At 38.0% G+C, this 16301-nt stretch carries 21 protein-coding genes; 15 read left to right on the top strand and 6 right to left on the bottom strand.

Features of this window, described 5'->3' with window-relative positions; translation table 11 throughout:
- Window positions 1–143: 143 nt before the first annotated feature.
- The 4 genes from GS400_RS08540 (at window position 144) to GS400_RS08555 (ending at window position 2587) form a co-directional block, all read left to right on the top strand.
- Complete coding sequence (locus GS400_RS08540; RefSeq protein ID WP_160100830.1) at window positions 144–1235, top strand: CAP domain-containing protein; 1092 nt, start codon at window positions 144–146, stop codon at window positions 1233–1235.
- A gap of 120 nt (window positions 1236–1355) precedes the next feature.
- Window positions 1356–1796 carry a YlbD family protein gene (locus tag GS400_RS08545; RefSeq protein WP_160100832.1) on the top strand — a complete coding sequence of 147 codons (441 nt, stop codon included), beginning with the start codon at window positions 1356–1358 and terminating at the stop codon, window positions 1794–1796.
- A gap of 41 nt (window positions 1797–1837) precedes the next feature.
- Window positions 1838–2071 (top strand): YlbE-like family protein, encoded by a 234-nt coding sequence (locus GS400_RS08550; protein ID WP_160100834.1) that lies wholly within the window; start codon window positions 1838–1840, stop codon window positions 2069–2071.
- 78 nt (window positions 2072–2149) lie between these two features.
- On the top strand, window positions 2150–2587 hold the full coding sequence (locus tag GS400_RS08555; protein WP_160100836.1) for a YlbF/YmcA family competence regulator: 438 nt from the start codon (window positions 2150–2152) through the stop codon (window positions 2585–2587).
- A 1-nt stretch (window position 2588) separates the two neighbouring features.
- On the opposite strand, the gene GS400_RS08560 is transcribed toward GS400_RS08555, so the two are convergent.
- Window positions 2589–2915, bottom strand: a complete 327-nt coding sequence (locus tag GS400_RS08560; protein ID WP_160100838.1) for a hypothetical protein — start codon at window positions 2913–2915, stop codon at window positions 2589–2591.
- Window positions 2916–3077: 162 nt separating this feature from the next.
- On the opposite strand from GS400_RS08560, the gene GS400_RS08565 reads away from it, so the two are divergent.
- A complete protein-coding gene (locus tag GS400_RS08565) occupies window positions 3078–3356 on the top strand; it encodes a YlbG family protein (RefSeq protein WP_027448169.1) in 279 nt (92 codons plus the stop codon).
- A gap of 30 nt (window positions 3357–3386) precedes the next feature.
- On the opposite strand, the gene GS400_RS08570 is transcribed toward GS400_RS08565, so the two are convergent.
- On the bottom strand, window positions 3387–3779 hold the full coding sequence (locus GS400_RS08570) for a DUF7147 family protein (RefSeq protein ID WP_160100840.1): 393 nt from the start codon (window positions 3777–3779) through the stop codon (window positions 3387–3389).
- Window positions 3780–3956: 177 nt separating this feature from the next.
- On the opposite strand from GS400_RS08570, the gene GS400_RS08575 reads away from it, so the two are divergent.
- The 4 genes from GS400_RS08575 (at window position 3957) to GS400_RS08590 (ending at window position 7298) form a co-directional block, all read left to right on the top strand.
- Window positions 3957–5369, top strand: a complete 1413-nt coding sequence (locus tag GS400_RS08575; RefSeq protein ID WP_160100842.1) for a hypothetical protein — start codon at window positions 3957–3959, stop codon at window positions 5367–5369.
- A gap of 307 nt (window positions 5370–5676) precedes the next feature.
- On the top strand, window positions 5677–6234 hold the full coding sequence (gene rsmD / locus GS400_RS08580) for a 16S rRNA (guanine(966)-N(2))-methyltransferase RsmD (RefSeq protein WP_160100844.1): 558 nt from the start codon (window positions 5677–5679) through the stop codon (window positions 6232–6234).
- A 25-nt stretch (window positions 6235–6259) separates the two neighbouring features.
- On the top strand, window positions 6260–6739 hold the full coding sequence (gene coaD, locus GS400_RS08585) for a pantetheine-phosphate adenylyltransferase (protein WP_160100846.1): 480 nt from the start codon (window positions 6260–6262) through the stop codon (window positions 6737–6739).
- A gap of 400 nt (window positions 6740–7139) precedes the next feature.
- Complete coding sequence (locus GS400_RS08590; protein ID WP_160098939.1) at window positions 7140–7298, top strand: hypothetical protein; 159 nt, start codon at window positions 7140–7142, stop codon at window positions 7296–7298.
- Window positions 7299–7613: 315 nt separating this feature from the next.
- On the opposite strand, the gene ylbJ is transcribed toward GS400_RS08590, so the two are convergent.
- On the bottom strand, window positions 7614–8852 hold the full coding sequence (gene ylbJ / locus GS400_RS08595; RefSeq protein WP_160100848.1) for a sporulation integral membrane protein YlbJ: 1239 nt from the start codon (window positions 8850–8852) through the stop codon (window positions 7614–7616).
- A 178-nt stretch (window positions 8853–9030) separates the two neighbouring features.
- Here ylbJ and GS400_RS08600 point away from each other — a divergent pair, with 178 nt between their 5' ends.
- Both GS400_RS08600 and GS400_RS08605 read left to right on the top strand, forming a co-directional pair.
- Entirely contained in the window at window positions 9031–9864 is an 834-nt protein-coding gene (locus GS400_RS08600; RefSeq protein WP_201450146.1) for a patatin-like phospholipase family protein, read from the top strand.
- Window positions 9851–10873, top strand: a complete 1023-nt coding sequence (locus GS400_RS08605) for a SepM family pheromone-processing serine protease (protein WP_160100852.1) — start codon at window positions 9851–9853, stop codon at window positions 10871–10873. Before GS400_RS08600 ends, GS400_RS08605 begins: the two co-directional genes overlap by 14 nt.
- Window positions 10874–11115: 242 nt before the next feature.
- On the opposite strand, the gene GS400_RS08610 is transcribed toward GS400_RS08605, so the two are convergent.
- Both GS400_RS08610 and GS400_RS08615 read right to left on the bottom strand, forming a co-directional pair.
- Entirely contained in the window at window positions 11116–11511 is a 396-nt protein-coding gene (locus GS400_RS08610; protein WP_160100854.1) for a hypothetical protein, read from the bottom strand.
- A 55-nt stretch (window positions 11512–11566) separates the two neighbouring features.
- Complete coding sequence (locus tag GS400_RS08615) at window positions 11567–12778, bottom strand: nucleotidyltransferase (RefSeq protein ID WP_160100856.1); 1212 nt, start codon at window positions 12776–12778, stop codon at window positions 11567–11569.
- Window positions 12779–12991: 213 nt separating this feature from the next.
- Between GS400_RS08615 and GS400_RS08620 the strand changes: the two genes are divergently transcribed.
- From GS400_RS08620 to GS400_RS08635, 4 genes are all read left to right on the top strand, one after another.
- Window positions 12992–13504, top strand: coding sequence for a YceD family protein (locus GS400_RS08620; RefSeq protein ID WP_160100858.1), 513 nt, complete (start codon window positions 12992–12994; stop codon window positions 13502–13504).
- Window positions 13505–13552: 48 nt separating this feature from the next.
- Window positions 13553–13726, top strand: a complete 174-nt coding sequence (gene rpmF / locus GS400_RS08625; protein ID WP_160100860.1) for a 50S ribosomal protein L32 — start codon at window positions 13553–13555, stop codon at window positions 13724–13726.
- A gap of 159 nt (window positions 13727–13885) precedes the next feature.
- The gene (locus GS400_RS08630) at window positions 13886–14644 is read left to right on the top strand and encodes an enoyl-CoA hydratase/isomerase family protein (protein ID WP_160100862.1); all 759 of its coding nucleotides are present in this window, start codon (window positions 13886–13888) and stop codon (window positions 14642–14644) included.
- A gap of 70 nt (window positions 14645–14714) precedes the next feature.
- Window positions 14715–15206, top strand: a complete 492-nt coding sequence (locus GS400_RS08635) for an RsfA family transcriptional regulator (protein ID WP_160100864.1) — start codon at window positions 14715–14717, stop codon at window positions 15204–15206.
- A 39-nt stretch (window positions 15207–15245) separates the two neighbouring features.
- Here GS400_RS08635 and GS400_RS08640 read toward each other — a convergent pair whose 3' ends face one another.
- Entirely contained in the window at window positions 15246–15725 is a 480-nt protein-coding gene (locus GS400_RS08640) for an N-acetyltransferase (RefSeq protein WP_027448183.1), read from the bottom strand.
- Window positions 15726–16301: the final 576 nt, after the last annotated feature.

Here is a 16301-nt window from a genome sequence, read left to right on the forward strand (position 1 = left end):
GGTTCATTCACATGGTAGGATTTTTTTGTACCTCTCTGATATCCAACTTTAGAGCTCTTTTTTTCATCCTCTATTTTTCCTATCATATTTCTTCCTTTGTCCTACTATAATGAAGTAGAAATGGATAAAAAAGGAGTTTATCTATGAGAAGGTTAAAGGTCATTATGATTATGTCCATTGTAGTTATTAGTTTCTATTTTGGATTTCCAGAAATTCAAAAAGGAGCAGACAAGCAAGAATCTGAATCCCCTAATACTCAAACAAAACCATCTAGTACATCTAAGAAGGAAGAAGCAGAAGAGCGAAAGGAAACGCCTTCAGAACCAAAAGAAGAGTATAAATATGATCTTTCAGGATCCATTTATGATGTTATTGGGCTAAGTGAAAAGGAAATCAAAAACAAGTACGGAAAACCTGATAGAGAAGATCAGAGTCCTTATGGATACACATGGTGGATTTACAATCATGATGGTGTATATACTCAAATTGGTGTTGAAGGTGGGAAGGCTGTAACAATTTATACAATTGGACCGAAAATCTCAGCAGAGCCTCTTTTAACTGGGCAACCTTATGAATCTGTAGATGATATATTTGATATATCAAATAATGTGAATGTTGAATACGATAATGGCTCTTACCAATTTAAATTGTCACAAGAAGATGTAGTACAGAGGCCATTAATACCATTAGGAAAAGACGTATATATGCAGTTATATTTTGATCAGTTTACAGAGAGATTATCTTCAATACGATTATTTACTGCAAACGTTCTGTTGGTTCATCAACCTTATGAGGTTTACTATCGTGGAGAACTTCCTAAGCAACCATTAATCCTAAAGAGTGATTGGAATAAGATTGAAGAAGGTGTAGAACAGCAAATTTTTGATATTACAAACATGATTCGACTTCGGTTTGATAAAAGTAGTGTATCCTGGCATGATAAGGTAGCTTCTGTAGCTTTTGATCATAGTAAAGACATGGCTATTCATAATTACTTTTCACATATTTCACTTGAAGGAGACGGACTAAAAGAGCGTTTGAAAGAGAATAAGGTCTATTACTTTTCTGCAGGTGAAAACATTGCCGCTCAATACCCGGATGCCCCATCTACAGTAGAAGGATGGTTGAATAGTGAAGGGCACAGGGAAGCCTTACTTAATGAAGATTATACACATTTAGGAGTAGGGGTGTACCGCTATTATTACACTCAAAACTTTTTACAAAAGCCGAAATAATCAATGTGTAGGTAATCTAATGAAATTGCAATGACAACTTTTTGAATGCATTCACGTGATGGGCATGAGTCACATACATTACTGTATAACACGTATGTAGTAAAAGAGGTGACGTGATTCATGAGTGGAAATGATTTACACCCATCCGTTCAGCAGTTTAAAGATTTTGTGAGTAACCATCCGAAACTTGTCAAAGAAGTAAAAGATCAAGGTGCTTCCTGGCAACCTTATTATGAAAAGTGGGTATTGCTAGGGGAGGAGGATTCGTATTGGGATCCTTATCGAGAGGAAGAAGCGGCTCAATCCAAGAACGCAGAAGAAACGAAAAATGAAGCTTCCAGTGAAGATAATAATCAGGAATTTATGGGGCAACTAATGAGCATAGTGAATAAGGTTGACTTGAATAGAGTGCAGGAACACATTCAGCAATTAAATGGTGCCGTTCAAAATATCCAATCACTCGTTGGACAGTTTCAAGATATGAAAAAACAGTTACCTGGTCAAAGTCAAAATCAAGAGCGCCCTCAACGCAGATCACCATTTAGCTTCGGTCGAGACTAATAGAGCTTATCATTGAACACATTATGGTTAGGAGGGCCAAGATGCAACCTGGTTTATATCAATACCTCGAGAGTCGTGAGGATTTACTCAAATTCATGCGTATGAATCCTGAATGGTATCGTAAACTGACAAGAGATCCTAGTGTTTTACCTGCAATGGAGCAAGAATCGAAAGTTTATTTTGGTCAAACCGTAACGCAAAAAATAGAGAGAGTAAATAACCAAATCCAGATGGTGCAAATGCTTATGCAAATGGCACAGGCAATGAAAGAGTAAAAAAAGGGAAAAGGATTTAAATAGATGGTTTCGCTTTATTACTCCAATTTGGTATCATTTAAGGTGGAGGTGGATAGCTTGATAGCTACTACAGAAACCGTAGAAATTTTAGACAGATGCGAAAATTTAGGCCAAATCGTTTTGCAATCAGACGTTTATGAACAATACATTCAAGCCAAAGATGAGCTTGAAAAAGACATAGAAGCTCAGCGTTTAATTAAAGATTTTCAGAACACTAAAGATCATTATGAAGACGTTCAGCGCTTTGGAAGATATCATCCCGATTATAATACCATCATGAAGGATGTACGGGAGAAAAAGCGTGAGATGGATATGCATGATCGTGTTGCAACGTATAAGATTGCAGAACGCAACTTGCAGAAACTGCTCGATGAAATAAGTCAAATTGTCGCATTTAGCATAAGTGAGCAAATCAAAGTACCGAAAGATGGGATGTTATTCCAGGACTCTGGCGGTTGTGGCTGTGGAAGTGGTGGAGGTTGCGGTTGTTCCTAACTTAGCGTTGGAATCGAATGCAGTCCTCACACAAATTCCCACAGCAGAACATTTTTCTTTGTGGTACTAAAAAGCGGATACGATATACAAATAGATCCTCACTTTCTCTAACATAATACATGGAGAGGGTGAGGGTTTTTCCTTTCATTGCCTTAGCAGCAGATACTTTCAGTGATGCTTCAATTTCTTCTCTTGAGACTTGTGAATGTTTCTTTTGTACATAAATAAACGGAAGTCCTGTTACAAATTTTCTGTAACAGTCCAAAACAGGTTCCTGAGCACTCATTGATTTTAAAAATAGATCCCAAGCAGATTCTAACTGATTCATGATTCACATCTCCTCGTTAACGGGTTTCTCAACAAGTTTATTGAAGGAATTTTGAAAGTTTGCTAAACTTGTTAGAAATAACTGAAAATCTTTGGACTTATACTATAAATACTTAGATGTTTATTACAAGTTATAAAATAATTGAACGAAAGAGGATTCCATATGTTTACACAACGTCAAGGCTTGGTAGTATGGTTTCAAAACATGAAAAATGTTCGGCAGATTAAACGATATGGTCATTTGGTTTATGTGTCTAAAACGCTGAAACACGCTATTATTTACATAAACCAAGAAGATCTCGATCATACAATGGAAAAGTTAAATCGTCTGAATTACGTTTCTAAAGTTGAGCCGTCTTATAAGCCATTCATTGCTACAGAATATGAAAATTCTAAGCCAGATAAAGCAAAAGAGTATGATTATAAATTTGGTAGTATATAAAAGCATGGGATTACTCCCATGCTTTTTCTATTACTTTAATGGTGCAATATAGTTGTTCATGCGGAGGATTCCGATTAAATGTTGGTAGAAGAGTTCCGTTTCACCGAATACCCCGCTTGGACGAACGGTTAACTCAATGATATTTTTGTTTATACGCTCTGCCATATTTTGAAACATGTCGTATCTTTTATTTGCTAAGTCATGAGGATACGGAATCCCTTCACGACAGATGTAGATAGGCTGAAAATCTCCTGGTTGTGTTGGTTTCATAACGATTGCCACAGATGTGCGATTTTCACCATTCGTTAAAACAGTGTGAAAAGCCATGACGTGCTGTACTCTTTCACTCATATTGTCACCAAGCGTAATCAGCTCATACAGGTCTGAATACCCTTGCCCTAGTTCAATAAAACGCTGGATCATATTTACACCTCTTCATTCATGTTTCGCTGTTTCGGAAATTGTCATTTTCTAATGTAAGCGTAGCATGAAGGTACTCATATGTGAATGGGGACTGCATTTCTGAATAGAATTTTTATAAGTAAAAGGAAAAACATGATAAAATAAGTACGAGATTATTTTAGTAGAGGAGCCAACCAGATGTTACGAAAAGCTTCACTGGTCATCTTCCCAATGCTTATACTGTCGACTCTATTATTAACCTACCAATGGAGTATGTATGTGTACGGTGATCAAACAACTAGAACCTCTTCAGATACACCTGAAGTTCAAATCCAATTGACTCATTCGAATGATTCCATATCTGTGACACAAACGATGAAAAATTTAAAAGAAGGCACTTATCCTTTTGTTATTCCTTCAAATGCGGACAAAGTTCAATGTGAAAATGAAGAAGGAAAACCGTGTTTAATACAAAATCAAGAAGTGACAATAAGTAAAAATCAACAAATACGTTGGCAATACCAACTTTCTTCTAACAAGGATGATAAGGTTTATTCTGACTGGTACATACAATTGCAACGAAACAATAAAGCGATTGAAACGAGTATGAATGTAGAAGTAATCGAGAAAAATGATCCTTTCTTGAAATGGATGGCACCCGCAAAACTTCATGCGGATATTCAAAAAGAATATATTCATTATTATAGATGGAGCTCTGATTCATCTAGTTCTTTTCCATTATTACATATGGCGTTGAATTCCTATGAGATGTTCAAAGAAGATGATTTATACATATATGCAAAAGGATCTCTCGGGAAAAAATATCAGAAATTAATCAATGCATGGAAGGAGTTACCACTAGAAGGGCCATTCATTATTATTGTCAACAATGACCTACAAGAAACCATAGGGAAAGAACATATGATTTTGTCAGAAGTAGATGAAGAAGCAATTAGCATGTACTGGCTTTCCCAGTCCCTGCAATCGAATTATTATGTGAAACAAGATTGGCTAATATCCATGCTTACGCATTATTTTTATGACATCCCCATTCAAGATGAAAAATCTGAGAAGATGATTAAGGATTTATCTAAACAATTATCAGTAAGTCAAAAGCAACAGTTTCTCCAAGAAATAAATGAAGCTGAATCAAATCAATTACCCGTAGAACTAGATCAAGACCTACAGAGGATAATCGGTAAACCAACAACCTACTTTAAACAAAACAAGCATAAAAACGATCCCTATGTACCCTTATATTTTATTGAAAACAAATCACTAAAAGTAGGGGGAGAGGAAGCGGATATTACTTGGCAACCAATTGTATATCAGCGTGAGCGCTATTATCCCTTAGCGGGGATTGCATCTCTATTTGAATTCGAACTTGTCGCTTTGCCTTCTGAATCTCTTTATATTTTGAGAAAGGATGGAGAATCGTGGCGATTTTCTCTAAATAAGAAAACGTTTGTTCATAACGAAGAAAACTTTGGTGTAGTTTCGGATGTGTTAATAGAAATCCAAAGGGAAGTCTTTATAAAAGAAAAATATATAGAAGAATTACTCGGGATAAAAGCGGATGAAGGATCCTATTCGATTAATTTGACTTATTAAATACAAAAAAAGCCTGCAGAAAAATTTCTGCAGGCACCTTTTTGGATTGAATAAATCAAACAAAAAGGCAAAGGGAGAGGAGAAACCGGAGGAAGAACTTATGGGGAAACGTAAGTCTTCTCCGTCTTCAGAGCTAACAGGGGAAACCCTGGCTGCTCCTTAAGTATTATGACCAGATTAAAAATGTTATATACACAAAGAATTGGTTTCTTTGATAACCTTTCATATTAAGGGGACAGCTGAACTTTTAGTTTTCCTTTTTTTTATGGTAGGATTAGGTCGAATAGGCTAAGAGGAGTGAGGCTGCATGAGAGTCATAGCAGGTGAACATAAAGGTAGACAAATACGCCCTGTTCCATCTAATCAAACACGTCCAACAACAGATAAGGCTAAGGAAGCCCTTTTCCAAGTGATTGGTCCATATTTTGAGGGAGGAATGGGCTTAGATCTTTTCGCTGGAAGTGGCGGCTTAGGAATCGAAGCATTAAGTCGTGGCTTAGAGAAGGTTATATTTGTTGATCGTTATCAGAAAGCGATCTCAACGATATATGAAAATTTAAAAATGTTAAAGATTGAAGATCAAGCAGAAGTGTTTAGAACAGATGCATTTCGTGCTATAAAAGCTGCTGGGAAACGAGGCTTACAGTTTGACTGGATCTTTCTTGACCCACCCTATGGTAAGGTTTCCTTTGAAGATACATTGGAAGCTTTGCATGAGCACCAAATCGTATCACAGAACGCTACGATTGTTTGTGAGCACACAGCTCAACAAACGTTACCAGAAGAAATTGGTCCATTTGAGCAAACAAAATCTGAAACTTACTCAAGTATTATTACGATTAGTTTATACCAATATAAAGAGTAGAATAAGATGAAGAGGAGTGGTAGAGATGCCGACATTAGCCATTTGTCCTGGTAGCTTTGATCCGATTACATATGGACATTTAGATATTATTGAACGAGGGGCTAAAATTTTCGATCATGTTGTTGTAGCGGTTTTTAATAATCGTTCAAAGAGTCCGCTTTTTTCGGTTGAAGAACGAATGGAGCTACTTAAGGAAGTCACTAAAGATTTTGATAACGTATCGATTGATGAAAGCAGCGGCTTGTTAATGGACTATGCTCAGGATAAAGGAGCAAATGTGATTTTACGAGGATTGCGTGCTGTTAGTGATTTCGAATATGAGATGCAAATCACAGCGATGAATCGTACATTAAACGAAGATATTGAAACGTTTTTTGTGATGACAAATAATCAATATTCGTTTTTAAGCTCAAGTATGGTTAAAGAGGTAGCTAAATATGGTGGATCGATTCAAGATTTAGTGCCTCCTGTAGTGGATCAGGCTTTACAAGAGAAGTTTTCATGATATTTTAAGAAAACTTATATTGATGGTAAGCAGTTCAATTTTGAGGGCAGACGAATTTGTTCTCTTAATTGAACTGTTTTTTTATTTGAAGAGTAAAAGTAGTGGGGAAGGAATTTAAGAGTTATTCAGCAATATGGCAGTTATGTGGAATAACTGTTTTAGTGAGAGAGGCGGTTCCGTTGCTATTGTGGAGTACGGTGGGCCTGGGAACGGGTTGCTTTCCCCGGACGAACGATCGAGCCTCCTCATCCGCTACGCTTCTTGCGGGGTCTCGCTCGCCCGTTTTTCCGGAGGAGTCAACCCGTTCCCAAGCCCACCTTAGCCGAATGGTGATTAACGGAACCGCAGCGATAATGTGAGGAAATGCTTGCGGACATTTGTTCCGCTATTTCACCTTAAAATGGTTTTTCTTAAGAGTTTACGGACATTCATTCCGCTAATTGCTGCAAATCACCTTAATAAAGAGCAATCTGTCACAAATAAGGTACCATATGTCCGTAACGACTCTCGAAATGCCTTAAAAGTTCAAAATAACGGAATAAATGTCCGTAAGGTTTAGAACTCACACATTAGGGTCCGTTATTCTTCATAAACGCAAAGGGGGGAAGGAAACGGCAAACTCCAGTGGTAGAAAGGGCAGATGAGACCCCACAGAGAACGGAGTGAACGAGGAGGCTCAGCTGGTCTTCCACAGGAGTATTGCCGTTTCACTGACCCCCTTACTCTCATACAAGCAACGGACTCCTCCGAACCTATATCTCGATTCCAAGTCTTCCACATAAGGGGGCTTTAATGGAATAAAAAACAGAGCATTTCCCGATGCGGTAATAGCTCTGTTATTGTATGGATTAGATTTTCTTGAAGAATCAAAAAATCACTTGTGAATCTTATGGTTATGGATAGAGGGAAACCACTGTCGTCGAATAAGGATGATGGTGGCTAATCCAAGAGATGCTAATGTGATTAATGGTCCTAACTCAGCGAATTCTTCCAATATCCTTGTCCATATACTTTGGTGCTCAATGGGAGATATTACAGGTGTTTCCTTGTTGCCAAATGCTTGTCGCTCGATATATAGAGGTACGAATAGTGCTACAGAAAGTAAAGCAGCAAAAAAACCATGTAATATACGTGCAAAAAAATAAGGTGCGAAACGGATATCTGTATCAGCAAGTATAGACGCTACCTGAGCCTGAACAGAGAAGCCGTTAAAGGCCAATATAAAACTAACACAAATGACTTGTTGTAAAAGGGTGACGTTTTCTACTCCTGAAGTCATTTGGGATCCTAACGTAATTTCAAACAATCCTGCGATAAACGGAATGGATAGCTCAGTTGGAATGGTAAGTAACTGAAAGAATACACCAATCCCTCCAGCTATTATAGGAGTTAGTCCAACCAGAAATAAAAGCTTGTTAAAAACAGAGAATATAATGATAAATCCACCAATCATAAGTAAGGTTTGAATCGATGATAAAACAGCGTCACCAAATAACTTGCCAAAAGGTCTTGAGTCTTCAACTCTCGTTTCGTGAAGAGCAAGAAAGGCACGTTTCAAAAAAAACTCTCTAGGTTTTCGTTCTAATGTAGATTCTTCATTATTTTTTCCGTAGAAACGCATACAGAAGCCCACTAAGGCATTGCTTCCGTAGTGGCTAACAGCTAACAGTAAACCAAGAGTTGGATCATGAAAAAAACCTACAGAAACAGCTCCAAAAATAAATAATGGATTCGAAGCATTTGTAAAAGAAACAAGCCTTTCAGCTTCAATTTTACTTAATTGTTTCTCTTGTCGTAATCTCGCTGTCAGCTTAGCTCCAGACGGGTAACCACTTGCCATACCCATAGCCCAAACAAAGCTCCCTACACCAGGAACTTTGAATATAGGGCGCATGAATGGTTCACATAGAATACCGATAAAACGGACAACTCCAAATCCAATTAGTAATTCAGCCGTTATAAAAAAAGGGAGAAGAGATGGGAAGACGATTTCCCACCACATATTCAATCCTCTAATCGAAGCTTCGAGAGCTTGATCTGGATAGACCATTAAAGACGCAGCTATAAAGAATGCACTTATGGCAAGTACAAGTGATTTTACGTGAGATTTCATTCGGTAGCCCCCTAGACATTGAGCGCAGTCACAAATCTGTACTTCTGCTTTTGAACATAGTAAAATATTCATATATGTTTACATAAATAGGTACTTTGAAAAATACGTTGAGTAGGCTGAAACGTACAAGCATTTCTCTATCACTATACGCACATGAGAAACGGTTTTATGCCATAAAATGATAAAAGGAACCATTAAAGGGGGAGGGCTGACGTTGAGGAAGCCGGTTATAGGAGTAGCCCTCGGGTCAGGAGGCGCAAGAGGTTTTGCCCATTTAGGTGTTTTAAAAGCACTAAAAGAGGCAAACATTCCTGTACATATGGTTGCGGGAAGTAGTATGGGCGCTCTAGTAGGAGCTCTTTATTGTGCGGGGCAGGATATTGACCATATGTACACTTTGGCAAGAACATTTAAAAGAAAATATTACTTAGATTTCACCGTTCCTAAAATGGGGTTTATACAAGGAAAACGAGTAAAAGAATACATTCGATTATTTACACATCGTAAGCAGTTCGAGGATTTAGATATCCCTTTTTCAGTTGTCGCAACAGATTTATATACAGGAGAAAAAGTGGTGTTTAATAGTGGGGATGTCGCTGATGCAGTAAGAGCAAGTATTTCTATACCAGGTATTTTTGTGCCGGAAAAAATTGATAATCGTCTCCTTATCGATGGCGGTGTCATTGATCGAGTTCCAGTATCATTAGCAAGAGAAATGGGAGCTGACATCGTTATAGCTGTTGACTGTGCTCACTTTGAAGCAAATCATGAAATATCATCCATTTATGATGTCATTATTCAAAGTATAGATATTATGCAAGATGAGTTCATACGTCAAATCGAATTGGATGCTGACATTATGCTTAAACCTAAAGTAGCTCAGTATAGTTCCCGAGCGTTCACAGATACTGAAGATATTATTAAAGAAGGCGAAAAGATCGCGCAAACACACTTAGAACAGATCAAACAATGTATTGAGAATTGGAAGGAGCCTTATCATGAAGCAGAATAAACGCTATTTTATAGTGGGAGCGATCGTCGTCCTCTTAGCTTTCTTGTTAGGAGTATATCGTCTCCCTTATTATGTATATCAGCCAGGGTCAGCTGACGGTTTAAATGATGTTGTTCAAGTTAAAGACGGTTTTACAAGTCAAGGAGAGATGCACCTTGTAACTGTAAGGGGAGGGCAAGCAACAGCAATCCAATTTGCATTAGCGAAAATCCGTCCATTTCACGAAGTCTATGAGCTTGAAAAGATCCGCCCAAAAGGGGTTAGCAAAAATGAATATTATCATGCACAGCTTCAAATGATGGAATCATCTCAAGAAGCAGCCACTGTAGTTGCTTACAAAGCTGCAAACAAGCAAATAGACATTAATTATGATGGTGTTTATGTGATGAGTATCCTTGAAGACGTTCCAGCTCACGAAAAGCTGAAAATTGGAGATCGAATTACGAATGTTGACGATAAAGAGATTCACAAATCTGAAGATCTTTTGGAATATGTAAAGGGAATGGAAGTAGGAAGACAACTTGATATCACATTTATGCGAGATGGTAAGTCAATGGCGAAGACGGTAGAACTTGTCAAACACCCTAAAGAAGATCGCGCTGTTATTGGTATCTCACTTGTTACGGATCGTGAAGTAGAAGTAGATCCTCCTATTGATTTTTCTAGTGGAGATATTGGAGGGCCAAGTGCTGGTTTAATGTTCTCGTTAGAAATTTACGATCAATTAACGGATGAAGATATTACCAAAGGTTATCAAGTTGCAGGTACTGGAGAAATCTCTTATGAAGGAGAAGTTGGTCGAATCGGTGGTATCGATAAAAAGGTAGTCGCTGCAGATGACTCAGGAGTAGAAATCTTCTTCGCACCAAATGAAGGTGGTAAGGAAGGATCCAACTATGATGTTGCTAAAAAAGCTGCAGAAGAAATTGGGACAGATATGAAGATTGTGCCTGTTGATACATTTCAGGACGCATTAGACTACTTGGAAAAAATAGAACCTAAATCATAATGCAAAAAACTCCTACGCTATAAAAGCGTAGGAGTTTTTCTAGGAAATTATAAAATTTGTGGCTTGTGTTTAACGTTTTATTGAGATCGGGGCCACTACCAGCTCCAGCGCCCAGCAACGAAGGGACTTCCCTCGCCTCCGTACGATAAGTCAATTCGCTTCACTCCCAGAGAGTTTCCTATATCGTGCTACGGGCTCAGTCCAGTCCCTTTGTGGCTAAACAGGCACTTGCGCTTTTGTTCTTAAGATATCGTTTCACTTTGATCTGTAATATCAAAAATGTAATAGTCCGATGTAAATGGCTTTGTTTTAACAACTGTTGTTTCATCGCCTTTTATGAAGGTTAAAACACCCTTCTGTTGACTCTGAAATGTCCAACCTTCTCTTTGCATGAACTGTTTCACAATCCCGTATGGATCACCTTCAAACGTTTTGTTAGGGGTGATGTAACGATGCTTTTGTTGATTGATTTTCACAACTGAATGCTCGCTTAACTGGATTTGTATGATGCCTTTCATAACGGAATAAGGATTGTTCTCGTTGAAGTATTTGTCTGAAACGATCATTGTTACTGTACCAAGTAAAATGGTGGATGTTAGTAACAGAGTGATTGTCCATTTTAGTTTTCTCTTTTTCATCCGTTAAGCCCCCTTTTATACATAAGACGACAAAAGGAAGCAAAAAGTTTCAAAATTACGGTAGAATTGGAGGCATAAATTCTCGATTTCTTCTTTCCCGTTTTATAGTTGGTTTAAACATTGATAAATAACTGTCTACTGCCCGCTCTTCTATTGTGAGAAAAGGGTGTTCCCCTTTGTGTAATGGAGTGATAAGAGGGCAATTCATATCTTTTTTTTGTTGAGAAATATATTGCTGACCATTATTAGTCATTCCTAGTAATCGAACGTATGGTACTTGGTTTATAGTATTTATACTTTCAATCTCTTCAGTTTTTGTGTTGGTTAAGATGTGGGTAAGTGTACGTTGCAAACGTGTCCAAGTGTATCGTTTCGTTTTAATTAGATTCATCCATTCTTGAAAATTGTTCGCTTTATGGATCGTTTGTTTAAACCGGTACTCAAGACCCTCTTCAACCCCATGGATTTGTCCCAATTCTTCTGGCGACATCGTGCTAATTTTGTATTGAAGTAGAGGAAAGTAAAGTTCCCATTCGTGCCAGCTACCTGTTAAGTCACGATATTGTTCTAGTGCCTCAACAGTTAGTGGAGGTAACGACCCCTTGGCTTCTTCCGTAATATAACCCTGAGAGAGAATTTCCTTACGAATACTTGTAGCACTTGCTATTTTGTGTTCAATCGTTTCATCATGATAGCCACTCTGTTTTCTTTGAATCGTCAATGGTTTTATGTTCAGGTTGTACTCAAGGATAGTCTTGGTGTAACTAAAACCTAAAATATTATTTGGTTGACCTAAATCGATTGCATCATCACCTAAGCCAATTTTATGATAAGCATGACGACTTGCCTCAGGGAAGGAGAGACCTTCTTTTAAATGCTCGTGCAAGGATTCATGATAATCTTTTTCGTGTTCTTGCAACTTACTATGGGCTTTCACAAATGGTTCAATGCTTCCGTCCTCACTCCCGAAACAAATCGAATCTACACCTAAAGCATCTAAGGAGAGGACAGCGCCTTTTGCAAATAAATCACTATTTTGTACTGCAAACACGTACGGGATCTCTAAAACAATATCAATTCCGGATTGCAGTGCAATTTGAGCACGGTGCCATTTATCGATGATGGCTGGCTCACCCCTTTGCAAAAAGTTCCCACTCATAATAGCAACTGTACAGTCTGCACCAGAAACTTCTTTTGATTGCAAAAAGTGATATTGATGTCCATAATGAAATGGGTTATATTCGACTATTAAGCCAGTAGCTTTCATTTCCAATCTCCTTTATTGAGGGAATTATCTGCCAAAAATCATCTATTCTGAATATACAATATCGATTTAGGGAAAGGAAATCAACAATACCGAAGAATGATCTATCTTTTTCATGTAAAAGCTATGATAGATACATGAAGGTGTAAAGAAAAAATGTTGACAAAATGTTTTTTTCCTTTTAAAATAACTCTTGTTGCCTTGAGGTGATTATTAATGAAATTTGCGTTACAAAAATTACAAACAGCAGATGAACCGCTTCGTTTTGAAGAGGAAGTAGATATTTCAGAACTTGAAACGATGCCGAATGACATTCGTTCCATAACTCCTGTTAAAGTTAAAGGAGAGGCAACGATCGATGGTGATGAGATCACTTTTCGATTCAATGTATCTGGAACGATGACTCTTCCATGCGCTAGAACCCTAGCGGATGTGGAGTACCCATTTTCCTTTGATGCGGTGGAGATGTTCTCATTATCTCCTTATCATAAGGAAGGCGATGAAGAGATCCATGAAATTGATGGAGAAGTCCTTGACTTAACGCCTTATATCAAGGAAAATGTAATATTGGAAGTTCCTTTGCAAGTTTTTTCTGATGATGAAGAAGTGCTGGACAAAGCGCTCACAGAAGGACAAGGATGGCAGCTTATCACGGAACAAAAGCAAGAAGATAAAGTTGATCCGCGTCTTGCAGAGCTTCAAAAGTTTTTAGACGAAGACAAAGAGTAAGAGATCCATCACATAAATTCTGGATCGTGCATGAAGGAGGTGTAAGGCATGGCAGTACCAAAGAGAAAAACTTCAAAAAAGGTTAAAAACCAACGTCGTACTCACAAGAAACTTCACGTACCAGGCATGGTAGAATGCCAAAACTGCGGTGAATACACTAAACCACACCATGTTTGCAAATCTTGCGGACAGTACAATGGAAAACAAGTGGTTGAACAATAAACCGTCTGAAAGAAAGAGTGTCTCCTAAGGGAGACGCTTTTTTTTATGGAATTTTTACAAGTTTTATATAGCTTAAATTTAATTGAAAATATACGATCTCCCTAAAACTTTGCTACAATGAAAATTGAATATATTTTAGCAGAAAAGGATGTACAAATAATGAGTGAATTCATTAATTATTCCGTCCGAAAAGATCGAATAGCCGTTTTAACCCTAAATCGACCTCAGCAGAGGAATGCGATTTCTTTTCAAATGATACAAGAACTTCATGAATTTCTTGAAGAAGCTAAAAATGCTGATGTGAAATGTTTAGTAATTACAGGATCAGGTGATCAAGCATTTTGTTCTGGAGGAGATTTAGAGGATTTTCACAGTGACTTAAGTACCGAGGAAGCATTTAAAGCACTCTATCAAATGAAGGAAGTGCTGTATGAGATTGCACGTTTCCCTATGCCTACCTATGCATTTTTAAATGGACATGCAATGGGGGGAGGATGTGAACTTGCCACAGCCTGCGATTTTCGATATGCCAACGAGAAAGCGTCCTTTGGCTTTATTCAAGGTACGTTAGGTATCGCTCCTGGGTGGGGCGGTGGCACATTGTTATACCAACGAATTGATCCACTGAGAGCTTATGAGATGCTCGTTCATTCAAAGCGTTATAACACTGAGCAATTGCAAGAGTTAGGGTGGTTACAAGGTACGTATGATCATCATCACTTTGAACCAGAACTAGAGAGAATATTATCTCCAATTCTTGAAAAATCCACTGAGCAACTAAAGGGATTTAAAGATCAGTATAAAAAGAGACATATGCCCATATATGTTTCAGCAGAGATGGATGAAGAGGTCCGTCAATGCGCAAATTTATGGGGGAATGACAAGCATACAAGCGCTGTAGAGCAGTTTTTAAAATAAAATAGAGATGATCTAGTCTATCTCTCCTATTAAGCGCATACATTTTACTAAATGTGATAGGAGGGATAGAATGAACGCCACACGACAGGATTCCTGGACACAGGATGAAGATGTTCTGTTAGCGGAGACAGTTTTGCGTTATATCCGCCATGGAAAAACTCAATTGGAGGCTTTTGAAGAAGTTGCGAAGCGTTTATCCAGAACCGCTGCTGCATGCGGATTTCGCTGGAATGCAACGGTTCGTAAACAATATCAAAAAGGTATCCAATTAGCGAAAGAAGAACGAAAGAAAGCTGGAAAGACGTCACAAGAAGTAATTCTGAATAATGTATCGAATGCTACATTACAGCCCTCATCAAGCTTCTCAATCGACGATGCGATTTCATTTCTAGAAACGATGAAGGAATCATATGGTACTCAATCCTCTGAAGAAGAACGAGAACTTCAGAAATTACATGAAGAAAATGAAACATTAAAGAAACAAGTGAGAAGATACCATCAAGCTTGGGAAGAAATGGGAAGACTTTGGAAGTGGGTTCATACGACACAAGAAAAAGGCTGATTAGTTACTAATCAGCCTTTTTTCTGTTCTCTAATATTATTAAGACACATTTTTCTCTTGAACGCCTTCAGGTGTCCAAATTAGTGGGTTTTCTCCAAGGTCACGTTCCATTTCATACTTAGCCTTGTGGAAGCCCATTTTCTCCCAGAATCCATGTGAGTTAATGCGTGGGTTTGTTTTTATTGGCAACTCATGACTTTTTGCAAAATCTACAAGCATTTTACCGAATCCTTTATCTCGATAATCTGGAAGTACTTCTAGTTTCCATAGTTCTAGGTAATCTTGTGGTGGATCGAAATAGTGGTCGTATTTCGCACTCACTCGATATAAGCTCATTCTTGCTACTAAAGCGTTTCCATAATAAATGCCGAAAAAAGGAGAAACGCTATCATTTTCGATCATGTTATTTTGCAAGTCTTCAAGCATGGAGAGTTCCTGGTTCCCATATTCTTTAAATCGTTTAAATTCTTCTAATGTCTTATAGTTAATAACAAGTCTTTCTACCTTCATTGGTTCCATAATGGCCAATATCCCCCTTGATGCTATGTTCTTTATATCATACATTATAATACAAAAATTTTCTGAATGAAATGAAAATTGCACACCCTTACATATGACAATATATGTTTAATAAGAATATACACAAAGTTTCCCTTAGGTTAAACTTCTTTTTATTATCAAAATTTTATATTGAACGGCTTTGTAGGAATAAGCTGGTGCGAAGTGGTTCCGTTACTATAGTGCAGTTCGGCGGGCTGTGGAACGGGTTGCTTTCCCCGGAAGACCGATCGAGCTTCCTCGTCACTACGTTCCTGCGGGATCTCGCTCGCCCTTTCTACCGGAGGAGTCAACCCGTTCCACAGCCCACCCTAGCCGAATGGTGAATAACGGAACCGCAGCTATCGTAAGGTTTTCTGATTTAGAATACGTGGTTAAATCATATATGTATCAAAGTGATCTAAATCCTTATATGTTAAAGGGTTTTAGTATCTAAATTCGAATTTACTTATGTAAAAAATTAAATAACTCAAGCCATGGGTCCGTTAACCTCCATAATCGTAAAGGGGTGAGGAAACGGCAAACTCCCGCGGTAGA

Origin of the sequence: Pontibacillus sp. HMF3514 (genome assembly GCF_009858175.1) — a bacterium.
In the GTDB taxonomy this organism is placed as follows: Bacteria; Bacillota; Bacilli; order Bacillales; family BH030062; genus Pontibacillus.

What these genes read in the sequence shown, in the direction of transcription:
- GS400_RS08540 (WP_160100830.1), top strand. Translation starts at nt 144, where the DNA reads ATGAGAAGGTTAAAGGTCATTATGATTATGTCCATTGTAGTTATTAGT.
- GS400_RS08545 (WP_160100832.1), top strand. Translation starts at nt 1,356, where the DNA reads ATGAGTGGAAATGATTTACACCCATCCGTTCAGCAGTTTAAAGATTTT.
- GS400_RS08550 (WP_160100834.1), top strand. Translation starts at nt 1,838, where the DNA reads ATGCAACCTGGTTTATATCAATACCTCGAGAGTCGTGAGGATTTACTC.
- GS400_RS08560 (WP_160100838.1), bottom strand. Translation starts at nt 2,915, where the DNA reads ATGAATCAGTTAGAATCTGCTTGGGATCTATTTTTAAAATCAATGAGT.
- GS400_RS08565 (WP_027448169.1), top strand. Translation starts at nt 3,078, where the DNA reads ATGTTTACACAACGTCAAGGCTTGGTAGTATGGTTTCAAAACATGAAA.
- GS400_RS08570 (WP_160100840.1), bottom strand. Translation starts at nt 3,779, where the DNA reads ATGATCCAGCGTTTTATTGAACTAGGGCAAGGGTATTCAGACCTGTAT.
- GS400_RS08575 (WP_160100842.1), top strand. Translation starts at nt 3,957, where the DNA reads ATGTTACGAAAAGCTTCACTGGTCATCTTCCCAATGCTTATACTGTCG.
- rsmD (WP_160100844.1), top strand. Translation starts at nt 5,677, where the DNA reads ATGAGAGTCATAGCAGGTGAACATAAAGGTAGACAAATACGCCCTGTT.
- coaD (WP_160100846.1), top strand. Translation starts at nt 6,260, where the DNA reads ATGCCGACATTAGCCATTTGTCCTGGTAGCTTTGATCCGATTACATAT.
- GS400_RS08590 (WP_160098939.1), top strand. Translation starts at nt 7,140, where the DNA reads ATGGTTTTTCTTAAGAGTTTACGGACATTCATTCCGCTAATTGCTGCA.
- ylbJ (WP_160100848.1), bottom strand. Translation starts at nt 8,852, where the DNA reads ATGAAATCTCACGTAAAATCACTTGTACTTGCCATAAGTGCATTCTTT.
- GS400_RS08600 (WP_201450146.1), top strand. Translation starts at nt 9,031, where the DNA reads ATGATAAAAGGAACCATTAAAGGGGGAGGGCTGACGTTGAGGAAGCCG.
- GS400_RS08605 (WP_160100852.1), top strand. Translation starts at nt 9,851, where the DNA reads ATGAAGCAGAATAAACGCTATTTTATAGTGGGAGCGATCGTCGTCCTC.
- GS400_RS08610 (WP_160100854.1), bottom strand. Translation starts at nt 11,511, where the DNA reads ATGAAAAAGAGAAAACTAAAATGGACAATCACTCTGTTACTAACATCC.
- GS400_RS08615 (WP_160100856.1), bottom strand. Translation starts at nt 12,778, where the DNA reads ATGAAAGCTACTGGCTTAATAGTCGAATATAACCCATTTCATTATGGA.
- GS400_RS08620 (WP_160100858.1), top strand. Translation starts at nt 12,992, where the DNA reads ATGAAATTTGCGTTACAAAAATTACAAACAGCAGATGAACCGCTTCGT.
- rpmF (WP_160100860.1), top strand. Translation starts at nt 13,553, where the DNA reads ATGGCAGTACCAAAGAGAAAAACTTCAAAAAAGGTTAAAAACCAACGT.
- GS400_RS08630 (WP_160100862.1), top strand. Translation starts at nt 13,886, where the DNA reads ATGAGTGAATTCATTAATTATTCCGTCCGAAAAGATCGAATAGCCGTT.
- GS400_RS08635 (WP_160100864.1), top strand. Translation starts at nt 14,715, where the DNA reads ATGAACGCCACACGACAGGATTCCTGGACACAGGATGAAGATGTTCTG.
- GS400_RS08640 (WP_027448183.1), bottom strand. Translation starts at nt 15,725, where the DNA reads ATGGAACCAATGAAGGTAGAAAGACTTGTTATTAACTATAAGACATTA.